Source organism: Sporosarcina ureae, assembly GCF_029267015.1.
Lineage (GTDB): Bacteria > Bacillota > Bacilli > Bacillales_A > Planococcaceae > Sporosarcina > Sporosarcina ureae_D.
In genome coordinates, this window is record NZ_JARIEA010000046.1 from 1 (window position 1) to 11,700 (window position 11,700).

Consider the following 11,700-nt stretch of genomic DNA (forward strand, 5'->3'; position numbering starts at 1 on the left):
CTTCTTCGCCGAGACGTAAAGAACTATTGCAGTTGGCAGGAATTGATTTTACGGTGAGACCGAGTGATGTAGATGAGGATGTGCCGTTCACGCCTGAAGAGCCGTATGAATATGCGGTGCGTTTATCGGAGCGAAAAGCGCATGCGGTATTTGAGTCACAAGAGGAGATCATCATTGCGGCGGATACGATTGTGGTAAGAGAAGGCAAAGTATTTCCGAAGCCCGAAGATGATCAGCAAGCTATCGATTTCTTAATGGAGTTATCTGGAGAGTTGCATGAAGTGATTACGGGTGTGACGATCCTTGCGAAAGGGCAGATGTTCCAGTTTTTCGGGTTGTCACAAGTAAAGTTCAGGAAACTGGATGAAGAACTCGTTCGTGCATATGTGAAATCGGGTGACGCTTCGGATAAAGCAGGAGCGTATGGCATTCAGACGCAAGGGATGTTGTTTGTGGAAAACATGGTGGGCGACTATCAGAATATTGTCGGATTACCGGTCAGTGATCTGGTCAATCGGATGCGTCGGGAAGGGTTGCTAATTTTAGAAGGCGGTGACACGTAATGCCACTTGATTTGGCACCGCAGATGATGATCCGCGATGTGCATATCGCTGACAGGCCTCGTGAACGGCTAATACGGGAAGGGGCAGGCAATTTATCCAATCAAGAGTTGTTGGCGATCTTGTTGCGCACAGGCTCACGCTCAGAGTCTGTATTAGTGCTTGCGAACCGCGTGTTGTCGACGATTGATCGTTTGCAGGATTTGAAAGAGCTGACAGTCGATGAGATGACAAAGATTAAAGGGGTCGGTGAAGCAAAAGCGGTGCAGTTGCTTGCGGCAGCGGAACTTGGCAAGCGCTTGTATCGGACGGCACCGCATGAACGGTATAAGATTCGTTCACCGGAAGACGCTGCGAATTATTTGATGACGGATATGTCGTCTTTGAATCAAGAACATTTCGTCGTGTTATTTTTGAATGTGAAAAATGAAGTACTACATAAGCAGACGATTTTCATTGGCAGTTTAAATTCTTCCATCGTGCATCCGCGTGAAGTGTTTCGTGAAGCATTTAAACGTTCGGCTGCGTCGATGATTATTTCCCATAATCACCCGAGCGGTGACACTACGCCCTCAAGAGAAGATATCGAGGTGACGAAACGACTGATGGAAGCGGGACAGATCATGGGTGTGGATGTGCTCGACCATATTATTATCGGTGATCAGAAATTCATTAGTTTAAAAGACAAAGGATACATCTAAAAGCATGAATCGTGTCGGAAAAAGTGAGGGGACTGGGAAATCAGTCTCTTTTTTGCTATTTTTCGCAAACTAGCCATGTGACGCTGTAAATTAAGTTACCTTTCCGTTATAATGTGGTGTATGCTTTTAACAACACCGATGACGGTTTTTGTAGAAGGGGAGAATTGACTTGTTTGGTTTCAGATCACGAAACGTAGGAATTGACTTGGGAACAGCCAATACTCTAGTTTTTATTAAAGATAAAGGTATTGTGCTAAGGGAGCCATCTGTCGTAGCGAAAAATACGACGACTGGTGAAATCGTTGCAGTAGGCAGTGAAGCACATGCGATGATCGGACGTACTCCGAGCTCAGTCGTGGCTATTCGCCCGATGCGAGAAGGAGTTATTGCAGATTTTGAAACAACAACGGCTATGATTCGTCATTATTTAAAAGAAGCACTGAAGTCAGCGGGTACTTCATGGACGAAGCCGACGGTCATGGTTTGTGTGCCATATGGTATTACATCTGTTGAACAACGCGCAGTTCTTGATGCTGCACGTCAAGCAGGTGCAAAAGAAGCGTATACGATTGAAGAGCCATTTGCGGCTGCGATTGGTGCGGATTTGCCTGTATGGGAACCAACCGGCAGTATGGTCGTCGATATAGGTGGAGGAACGACAGAAGTAGCTATCATTTCGCTCGGCGGTATTGTAACGAGCACATCGATCCGTGTGGGTGGAGATTCTATGGATACGGCTATCATAACGTACATCCGTAAAGAATATAAATTGATGATCGGTGAACGTACAGCTGAAAACATCAAAATGCAAATCGGTTCGGCGTTTGATTTGGATAAAACCGAAAAGATGGATATCCACGGCCGTGACTTGTTGACAGGTCTGCCGAAAACGATGGAGATTAATTCGCAGGAAATCACGAAAGCATTGCGTGAGCCTATGGATTTGATTATTGAAGGTATGCGGAAGACGCTTGAGCAGACACCACCTGAATTGGCGTCAGACGTCATGGAGCGTGGAATTGTCTTAACAGGTGGTGGTTCTTTACTGCGTAACCTCGATAAAGCGATTTCCGAAGAAACAAAAATGCCTGCATTCGTTGCGGAAAACACGCTCGACTGTGTCGTTATTGGAACAGGTAAAGCGCTGGATAATTTAGAACTGATCAAGAAGATTCAGTCATAATACTAATTGGAGGAGATGTAGGCAATGCCGCGTTTTTTTTCCAATAAACGATTAATCATTTTATTAGTAGGAGTAATCGTCCTAGTGGCATTAATTGCATTTTCACTTCGTGACCGAAATCATGCAAATGTACCGGAACAAGCAGTGAAAGATGTCGTAGGTTTCGGACAGTCACTCGTTACGAAACCAGCCCACTTTGTGACGGGACTCATTGAGAATATTGATACGATGCTTAATACATACGAAGAAAACAAACGATTAAAAGAGCGTCTAGAAACGTATGCCGCTATGGAAGCGGAGTTAGTGGATGTGAAAGCGAATAATGTGAAGTTGCGGGGAATCATTGATAAACAAGAAGACCTGCGTGCATTTGAGCCCATTCAGTCTACGGTGATCTCTCGTAATCCCGATCAATGGGAAGAGAAGGTCATCATCGATAAAGGAACGACGTCTGGAGTGGATGTCAATATGGCGGTCATGACGGCGCAAGGATTGATCGGGAAAGTGATTCTATCGACTCCTTTTACATCTACAGTTGAATTGCTTTCAACGGAGAATAGTGCTTTCCGTGTGGCGGCAATGGTCGTGGGTGAGGAGGAAATGTTCGGTTTGATCGAAGGATACGACCGGGCGTCCCGACAATTGATCATGAAGCGGATTGATTCGAGCTTCAAAGTAAAAAAAGGAATGCAAGTGACGTCTTCTGGCCTCGGAGGAATCTTCCCGAAAGGTATTTTAATAGGGGAAGTGACCGAAGTTTCCACAGATGACTTTGGTCTGACGAAATTAGCGTATATCAAACCGGCAGCAAGCTTCTCGCAACTCGATCATGTGATGATTGCGAAGCGGACGATGACGGTTGTGGACGGTACAGATGGAGGCAACTCCGCGGATGCTAAAGGGGACGATGAATCATGATCCGATTCATCATTCCTGTGATCGCTGGACTCTTGTTTTTCCTGGAACCGATTTTCAGTCTGTTTTCACCGATTGAAATAAGCGGAGATTTGTATATTTTGGTGCCAAGGTTCGTAATCGTCTATTTAATTTTCATTGCGACGTATTATAATAGCAAGCGAGCGATTATTTACGGATTTATCCTTGGACTGTTGTATGATATGTATCATATTGATATTATTGGATTATACACATTCATGTATCCGCTGATTTGTTACGTTGCTGCGTTAGTAATTCGACAAATTGAGCGTCATACAGTGACAGTTATGGTATTATCATTAGTAATGATTGTGTTACTGGAATTGTTGTCGTACTTTTTTGCTAGTGTGATTGCGTTAACCTTTATTGATTTCGGTGAATTTTTCACGCATCGACTAGTTCCGACAATGATTGCGAACTCATTATTCATCGTAATGTTCGGTTATCTATTCAAACAGATTACAGAAAAGAGATTTTTTCAAAAGCAAGCAGGTTTTTAAGTATTGTGAGGTGATGTAGGTGACGAAATCACAGTTGATAACGATAAAAGGTACAAAAGACGGCTTAGTTTTACGATTGGATGATCATTGCGCATTTTCCGATTTACTAGGTGAGTTGAAAGAAAAAGTGCAGAGCAGCGTGCTTGAAGGTGTGTCTGAAGTACAGTTGCATCTAGGGCATCGTTATTGTGACGAGAAAGACATGAACAAGATTCAATCGGTCATTCATACTTCCCCTCATTTGCGAGTTTCGAAGGTACATAGTGACGTCATTTCGTTAAAAGAGTGTGAGAGAAAGTTGATCGAGAAGCAGTCCGAAACCTATATAGGAATCGTTCGATCGGGTCAGGTCGTAAAGGCTGATGGCGATTTGGTTATTATCGGTGATGTCAATCAGAGTGGGCAAGTCATAGCAGGCGGCAGTATTTATGTACTCGGTCGTGTCAAAGGCATTGCACATGCGGGCGCACAAGGCAATAAAGACGCAGTCATTGCTGCATCTTGGCTGGAGGCGACGCATCTGAAAATTGCGGATAAGATCGAGATCATGACCGACGAATTGACGGTTCTTTCTGAGCAACCTGAAATGGAATGTGCGTATCTTCAAAAGAATGGGCAGATTGCGATAGACCGTCTTCAGGAGCTCCGATATTTACGTCCGGACCTTGCTACATTTAAGGGAGGTATATAATTTGGGAGAAGCAATTGTTATTACTTCTGGTAAAGGTGGCGTTGGTAAAACAACAACGTCAGCCAATCTAGGCACCGCTCTTGCGTTACAAGGGAAGAAAGTGTGTTTAATCGATACAGATATCGGTCTACGTAACTTGGACGTTATTCTTGGCTTAGAAAACCGGATCATTTATGATTTGGTCGATGTGGTGGAAGAGCGTTGTAAAGTACACCAGGCTCTTGTGAAGGACAAGCGTTTCGAAGATCGACTGTTCTTGCTGCCAGCAGCACAGACGACTGATAAGAGTGCCGTGAATCCAGAACAGATGAAGAAGCTTGTTTTGGAATTAAAGCAAGATTATGATTATGTCTTGATTGACTGCCCGGCAGGAATCGAGCAAGGTTTCAAAAACGCTATTTCTGGTGCAGATCGCGCAATTGTCGTGACGACTCCAGAAATTTCCGCTGTACGTGACGCAGACCGAATTATTGGACTGCTAGAAGCGGAAGAAGGATTGGAACCGCCAAAATTGATTATCAATCGTATTAGAAGCGGCATGATGGAAAGCGGCGAAACATTAGATGTCAATGAAATCACGACACATTTGTCGATTGATCTACTCGGTATCGTAATGGACGACCAAAACGTTATTTCTGCTTCAAATAAAGGTGAACCTGTCGTGATGGACCCGACAAACCCTGCAGCAATAGGCTATCGTAACATTGCGCGACGCATCTTAGGTGAGTCTGTGCCATTGATGACGATGGAGAAAAGCAAATCAGGATTCTTCGGTAAAATCAAAAACATGTTCGGCAAATAATACAATCGTAAAACTCAGTGCCTTTAACGGTACTGAGTTTTTTTCATTCGTCATTTAATTCTCCTTCTTTTCATACACTGCAGGTAAGGGAGGGGACGTGATGAAATGGAAAACAAAATGGATCATCGCTATTGTGCTGATGGTATCTGTTGTAGGTTTATCAAAACTTGAAGAACGCCAGCTAGTTAATATACCGATCACGCAATATGTGACGACTGGAAAAGACTTTGTGGTGATGAAGAAGTGGGTTTCTTCTTGGATGGCAGATGATGAAGTCATCACGGTATCGGGGGATTCCGTATTTAATCCGTTTGAGACGTATGAATCGTTCCAACCTTATCAGGACGGTGCCATTATCTCGTATACTCAACCGATGTCGATTACGTCGCAAGGAAGTGGGCTAGTGGTCTTCACGGGTTACACGAGGCAGTCAGGGAAGACGGTGACTGTTCAGTACGATAACGGCGACGAGGTGACGTATGGATTCGTAGGGTCGTTCTCGACGCTTCCGTATACCGCTGTGAAGCTTGGGGATGAGATTGCGATGATGGACGAGGAAGCGGTGTACATCCGCGTGAAACGCAATGGGATTCCGCTCGAGCCTACAGTGCTCGCAACGTATATGTCGGACGGTCAGCAATGAAGTATCGTATTCATCCGGTATTATTGCCGATCTTTTTATTTTTCATGATCGTCGGTGGTGTGTCATTGTACGCAATGCTCTTATTCTCTTTACTTTTTCATGAAGTAGGACACGTATTGGCCGCACGACACGTCGGAATGAAAATTAGAAGTTGTACTATTTTACCGTATGGAGGGGAATTGCAATTTGTTAATCGGCAGCTGGCAAGTAAACGGCAACGGCTGATCGTGGCACTCGGTGGACCTGTCGCGACAGCCGTTCTGTTACTACTTGGCACGTATTTGTCATTCCCGGGAGAAGCACAGTTCGTGAAGATTCAACTGATCTTACTGAGTATCAATTTATTACCTATCTTGCCACTTGACGGCGGACAAGTCGTCTCGGTTTTACTTGAAACGGAAGAAACGAAATATACCACGCGCTCAAACTTCTTGCTATATTCCATCATTGCGTCCGCATCACTTTGTGTGTTTTTCATTGCCTACTTGCCAGTCAGTTTGCCACTCGTTATTATTACATCATTTTTAGCGGTGCAAAATATTATTTCGTATCGTTTTAGGAGGTATGAGCGAGTCTTTGAACAACTGACTAGAAAAGAGACTTCCTTCTTTTAAAAGATTGTGGGAATAATGCTTGACCTATTGTTTTCTGTGTGATAATATTTTACTGTTATTGATTGTAGCACCCGTGCTACAACCGCACTGAACAGGTTCAAGTATTCGCTGGTCGAATCACCTGTCAAGGCGAGTCTGTATAAATTGAGGAGGTGCAAGTATGTACGCAATTATTGAAACTGGTGGAAAACAAATCAAAGTTGAAGCGGGCCAAGAGATCTTCATTGAGAAGGTTGCTGGTGAAGCTGATGAAGTGGTAACTTTTGACAAGGTGCTAATGGTGGGCGGAGATGACGTTAAAGTCGGTGCTCCATTCGTAGAAGGCGCAACTGTAACAGGTAAAGTTGTCAAGCAAGGCCGCGCAAAGAAAATTGTTGTTTTCAAATATAAGGCGAAGAAAAACTATCGCAAAAAGCAAGGACACCGTCAGCCATACACGAAAATCGTTATTGACGGAATCAATCTGTAATCCGGCATGATACATGTCAGAATTATAAAAGAGCCTTCTGGGCGCATCTCAGTATTTGAGATGGATGGTCATGCAAACTTTGCAGAACACGGACAAGATCTAGTTTGTGCTGGTGCTTCTGCCGTATCATTTGGTGCGGTGAATGCCATTATGCAATTGACTTCGATCGAACCCGATGTCGAGCAAGGGACGGATGGCGGATACTTACGTGTGGCGTTTCCGGTAACGGAACAAGATGCTGAAGTTCAGCTACTCCTGAAAGCTATGATTATTTCTTTACAAACGATTGAATTAGACTATGCAGATTTCATAAAATTATCCTTTGAAAAGTAGGAGGTGGCAGCTATGTTACGTTTGGATCTTCAGTTTTTCGCATCGAAAAAAGGAGTAGGTTCTACTAAGAACGGTCGTGACTCACATTCGAAACGTCTTGGCGCTAAGCGCGCAGATGGACAGCATGTTTCAGGTGGATCAATCCTTTATCGCCAGCGCGGAACAAAAATTCACCCAGGTGAAAACGTTGGTCGCGGTGGAGATGATACTCTATTCGCAAAAGTTGACGGCGTCGTTCGTTTTGAACGTCTTGGCCGCGACAAGAAGAAAGTCAGTGTCTACCCAGCAGCAACTCAAGAAGCTTAATTGGATAGCATGACCCTGTGAAAAAGGACTGCACTCGTTGCAGTCCTTTTTCTGTGTTTTTGAGGGTGTTAGTGTTGTGGAGGCCTATGAGCGGATAACACGTGTCTATGAGCGCTCGTGGCGTGGGATAGAGCGATTAGCCGGTGTCTATGATCACTCACCGCTTTCTAAGAGCGGCTACGGGGGTTCATAGAGCGCTCAGGCACGAACTATGAGCGAGCAGCAATTCATTGTAAAGTTCAGACACATATTATAAGCAATTTTAACTACGATGAAGATATTTTTAGTGATTTGCGCGTGAAAATGCTATACTAAGAAGTACGAAAACAGCTGGCGGTGAAAAAATGGGGAAGAATGAGCTAAATGTGTCGCAAGCAGTGAAATTTAGTCGACACGATCACATGAATGATCTGCAATTGATCCTTATGAATATCGATATGGGGAAATATACAGAAGCGCGAAATTGCATCCTTGAGAAAACAGCGGACATGCAACGTGAGGCATTGCTTCAGAAATTATGCATGCCGCTTACTGAGGAATGGATTACGACACTAGCGTGGCGCTATCCGGCTTTGATGGTGCAACTGTATTGTGAAATTACAGAAAAAATTGATTCAAGTGAAATTGACGAAGTGTTGGTCGATTACTTGGAGCAAATAGTGTTGGCTGTGGAATCAAAAATTCAGCGCTACGCAGATTGTCCCGTGACAATAGAAGTCACGACAGACACAGCATCTTGGAGTATTCAATTGACATTTACCGAGCTGTACGCGAAGCAACTAGACATCCCAGAACATTCATCACAGCTTACGGTCGAAGTCCACGGTGAACCGAATCAATGGACGTTTACTATCAGTGGACAATTAGGAGGATTATAAATTATGTTTGTGGATCACGTTAAAGTATTTGTAAAAGGTGGCGACGGCGGCGATGGTATGGTTTCGTTCCGTCGTGAGAAATATATAGCCAATGGTGGACCATCTGGTGGTGATGGCGGGAAAGGCGCAGACGTTGTCTTTATCGTGGATGAAGGATTACGTACGCTAATGGATTTCCGATATCAGCGTCATTTTAAAGCTGAACGAGGCGAACACGGTCAGAGTAAAAACATGCACGGTCGTAGCGGTAAAAGCATGATCGTTAAAGTTCCCCCTGGCACAGTCGTTAAAGATGCAGAAACTGAAACGATTATTGCGGACTTGGTCGAACATGGCCAACAAGCGGTCATTGTGCGCGGTGGACGTGGAGGACGCGGTAACAGCCGTTTCGTTACGCCACAGAACACGGCACCGGAACTTTCGGAAAAAGGGGAACCAGGTGTTAGTAAAGATATCGTGCTTGAATTAAAAGTTCTTGCTGACGTGGGTCTTGTTGGATTCCCAAGTGTTGGGAAATCAACATTATTATCAGTCGTTTCTTCAGCGAAGCCTAAGATTGCGGATTATCACTTTACTACATTAGTACCGAATCTCGGAATGATCGAGACAGATGATCACCGCACATTCGTCATGGCAGATTTGCCTGGATTGATTGAAGGTGCACATCAAGGAGTTGGACTGGGACATCAGTTCTTGCGTCACATTGAACGTACGCGTGTTATCGTACACGTTATCGATATGTCAGGACTTGAAGGCCGTGAGCCATACGAGGATTACCAGACAATCAATAAAGAACTTGAGCAGTACAATATGCGTTTAACTGAGCGTCCGCAGATTATTGTGGCGAATAAAATGGATATGCCGGATGCGCAAGAGAATCTGGAAACGTTCAAAGAAGCACTTGGTGATGAAGACATTCAAGTGTTCCCGATTTCTGCATTGACGAGAACGGGCTTGGATCCATTGCTGTATGCGATTTTAGATCTGCTTGAAACGACACCGGAATTCCCGATGTTGACGGATATGGATGAAGAAGAAGCAAGTAACTCTGTATTGTATAAACACGAATCGACTGGACCTGATTTCATTATTTCACGTGACGATGATGGCGCGTTTATGTTGTCTGGTTATACACTAGAGCGTTTGTTCCAGATGACGGACTTCAACTTCGATCAATCAGTCCGCAAGTTCGCTCGTCAGATGCGTGGTATGGGAATCGACGATGCATTGCGTGAGCGTGGTGCGAAAAACGGCGATATCGTTCGTATCATGAGCTACGAGTTCGAGTTCTTGGAGTAAGGAATGGCTCGTTTTTTGGGGGGAGCAAAATGGAACAAATCGGGGAAGGTCAGTTTTATTTAGTCCGCGAAGATGTATTGACTGAGTCGATGCAGAAAATGCTGGAAGCTAAACGAATGATGGCAAGAGGCGAAGTGACGACGATCCAGGAAGCAACTAAACGGGTCGGTCTGTCACGGAGCGCCTTTTATAAATATCGTGATGCCGTGTTCCCGTTCGAATCCATCGCACGGGACCGGATTTTGACGATCTTTATTCAACTGGAAGATTTGAAAGGCTCGTTGGCTGTGCTTTTGGAAGTTGTGTCAGAGGCGAAATGTAATGTGTTGACGATTCACCAGACGATTCCTGTCCAGGGACGCGCCAACATTACGTTATCGCTGGATGTAACAGAGATGGAAATTAAAGTAGAAGCATTTTTACAGCGTCTCAAGGCGCCTCGATTTATTGATTCCGTTGATTTAATCAGTTCAGGGGTTTTCTGACCTCTTAAACCAGTGGGGAGATGAGAGATTCATGACAGAAAAGAAGTATGTACCATCCGTTGCGTATTTGGGGCCTGAAGCATCATTTACCCATATTGCAGCGTCCGATTTATTCGGAATGGAAGGGTTAATGCCACGTCCTACGATTCCAGATTGTATTGAAGCAGTGACAGAAGGACATGTTGCCTATGCTGTCGTTCCGTTGGAGAATGCGCTCGAAGGTTCTGTACCGTTGACGATTGATTATGTATTCAATAGTAAAGAGTTGTTTATTGCAGCCGAAATTTCCACGCCAATTGAGCAACATATGTTGGTGAATAAATCGCAGATGAATCACTTAGATGAATTGGATTCGATTCAGTCTCATCCGCATGCATTGGCGCAATGTCATAAGTTTTTACAGTATCGTTACCGCGGAGTTCCGTTGATTCAGACGACGTCTACTGCAGCGGCAGCAAAATCTATTTCTGAACAGCCAGAACTACGTGTTGCAGCAATTGGCAACCGTTTGGCAGCAGAAACGTACGGCTTACATATAGCAGAAGAGAATATTCACGATTTCCATTTCAACCATACGCGCTTCGTCGTGTTGTCGTTACGCAAGGAGAAGCTGGAGCATTCGAAGCACGCTTCTTCGATCAAGACGACGTTGATGGTGAAGTTGCCTGAAGACGACCGTCCAGGGTTGCTGCATCAGATTTTGTCGGTGTTTTCATGGCGCCGTTTGAACTTAAGCAAGATCGAGTCGCGGCCGTTGAAGACGGGTCTAGGTCATTATTTCTTCATTATCGACATTAATGAATCGGATGAGCATCCGATGATGAAGGGTGCGATGGAGGAGTTAGCAGCACTAGGTTGCACTGCCCGTTCGCTAGGAACTTATTATGTCTATGAGTCTGGGGAGTTTGTTTCCTGAGATAGTTAGGCTGGCTATGGTGTTTGGGAAGGGGATTGGTGCTACGGAGGGGACGCTTTCTGGTGGCGACGTCTGCCGCTCCAATCCCTGTAGTATAAGTGGGATGTATTTATTTTGGCTTATTAAAGTTATTCTTGTAGAAGGTTTAATAATTGAACTTGAACAGCCCTTGAACTTAATTAAGTTCAAGGGCTTTACTAATTTACACACTATCGCAAAAAAGTGTTCTACGTCCATCCGCTATAACAGTAGGATTGAAGCGTCCGCCAGCTGGAGCTTCAATCCCTTCGTACTTGCTAAGTAACTCTCCCATTGTAACTACTTTCGTTCTTAAACTGAATCAGGTCAAGGGTAATTTCTAATTCATGTACTTTTTAACTAACA

General features: G+C 44.4%; 16 protein-coding genes and 1 other annotated feature. All 16 genes read left to right on the plus strand.

The window, feature by feature from the left end; translation table 11 throughout:
- A partial coding sequence (locus Q7P97_RS07490) for a Maf family protein (RefSeq protein WP_303968616.1) occupies positions 1-563 on the plus strand: 563 nt, incomplete at its 5' end.
- Positions 563-1,261: a RadC family protein gene (gene radC / locus Q7P97_RS07495; protein WP_303968617.1), complete on the plus strand. Its 699-nt coding sequence runs from the start codon at positions 563-565 to the stop codon at positions 1,259-1,261. The genes Q7P97_RS07490 and radC, both read left to right, overlap by 1 nt.
- A 169-nt stretch (positions 1,262-1,430) precedes the next feature.
- Positions 1,431-2,444, plus strand: a complete 1,014-nt coding sequence (locus Q7P97_RS07500; RefSeq protein WP_303968618.1) for a rod shape-determining protein — start codon at positions 1,431-1,433, stop codon at positions 2,442-2,444.
- A gap of 24 nt (positions 2,445-2,468) precedes the next feature.
- On the plus strand, positions 2,469-3,362 hold the full coding sequence (gene mreC / locus Q7P97_RS07505) for a rod shape-determining protein MreC (RefSeq protein ID WP_303968619.1): 894 nt from the start codon (positions 2,469-2,471) through the stop codon (positions 3,360-3,362).
- Positions 3,359-3,880 carry a rod shape-determining protein MreD gene (gene mreD / locus Q7P97_RS07510; RefSeq protein WP_085426398.1) on the plus strand — a complete coding sequence of 174 codons (522 nt, stop codon included), beginning with the start codon at positions 3,359-3,361 and terminating at the stop codon, positions 3,878-3,880. Before mreC ends, mreD begins: the two co-directional genes overlap by 4 nt.
- Positions 3,881-3,899: 19 nt before the next feature.
- Positions 3,900-4,571, plus strand: coding sequence for a septum site-determining protein MinC (minC, locus tag Q7P97_RS07515; RefSeq protein WP_085426397.1), 672 nt, complete (start codon positions 3,900-3,902; stop codon positions 4,569-4,571).
- 1 nt (position 4,572) lies between these two features.
- Entirely contained in the window at positions 4,573-5,373 is an 801-nt protein-coding gene (gene minD, locus Q7P97_RS07520) for a septum site-determining protein MinD (protein WP_085426396.1), read from the plus strand.
- Positions 5,374-5,473: 100 nt separating this feature from the next.
- Positions 5,474-6,016 carry a peptidoglycan DD-metalloendopeptidase family protein gene (locus Q7P97_RS07525; RefSeq protein WP_085426395.1) on the plus strand — a complete coding sequence of 181 codons (543 nt, stop codon included), beginning with the start codon at positions 5,474-5,476 and terminating at the stop codon, positions 6,014-6,016.
- Positions 6,013-6,630 carry a metalloprotease gene (locus tag Q7P97_RS07530; RefSeq protein WP_303968620.1) on the plus strand — a complete coding sequence of 206 codons (618 nt, stop codon included), beginning with the start codon at positions 6,013-6,015 and terminating at the stop codon, positions 6,628-6,630. The genes Q7P97_RS07525 and Q7P97_RS07530 overlap by 4 nt, the downstream gene beginning before the upstream one ends.
- Positions 6,631-6,700: 70 nt before the next feature.
- Positions 6,701-6,777: a sequence feature (ribosomal protein L21 leader region), on the plus strand.
- A 13-nt stretch (positions 6,778-6,790) separates the two neighbouring features.
- Complete coding sequence (gene rplU, locus Q7P97_RS07535) at positions 6,791-7,099, plus strand: 50S ribosomal protein L21 (RefSeq protein WP_029053696.1); 309 nt, start codon at positions 6,791-6,793, stop codon at positions 7,097-7,099.
- A gap of 6 nt (positions 7,100-7,105) precedes the next feature.
- On the plus strand, positions 7,106-7,432 hold the full coding sequence (locus Q7P97_RS07540; RefSeq protein ID WP_303968621.1) for a ribosomal-processing cysteine protease Prp: 327 nt from the start codon (positions 7,106-7,108) through the stop codon (positions 7,430-7,432).
- A gap of 12 nt (positions 7,433-7,444) precedes the next feature.
- Positions 7,445-7,738, plus strand: coding sequence for a 50S ribosomal protein L27 (gene rpmA, locus Q7P97_RS07545; protein WP_085426392.1), 294 nt, complete (start codon positions 7,445-7,447; stop codon positions 7,736-7,738).
- A gap of 344 nt (positions 7,739-8,082) precedes the next feature.
- Positions 8,083-8,616 carry a Spo0B domain-containing protein gene (locus Q7P97_RS07550; RefSeq protein ID WP_303968622.1) on the plus strand — a complete coding sequence of 178 codons (534 nt, stop codon included), beginning with the start codon at positions 8,083-8,085 and terminating at the stop codon, positions 8,614-8,616.
- Between the two features lie 3 nt (positions 8,617-8,619).
- Positions 8,620-9,915, plus strand: coding sequence for a GTPase ObgE (obgE, locus tag Q7P97_RS07555; RefSeq protein ID WP_303968623.1), 1,296 nt, complete (start codon positions 8,620-8,622; stop codon positions 9,913-9,915).
- Positions 9,916-9,944: 29 nt separating this feature from the next.
- Positions 9,945-10,400 (plus strand): transcriptional regulator ThrR, encoded by a 456-nt coding sequence (locus Q7P97_RS07560; RefSeq protein WP_029053700.1) that lies wholly within the window; start codon positions 9,945-9,947, stop codon positions 10,398-10,400.
- Positions 10,401-10,431: 31 nt separating this feature from the next.
- The gene (gene pheA / locus Q7P97_RS07565; protein ID WP_303968624.1) at positions 10,432-11,316 is read left to right on the plus strand and encodes a prephenate dehydratase; all 885 of its coding nucleotides are present in this window, start codon (positions 10,432-10,434) and stop codon (positions 11,314-11,316) included.
- Positions 11,317-11,700 lie beyond the last annotated feature (384 nt).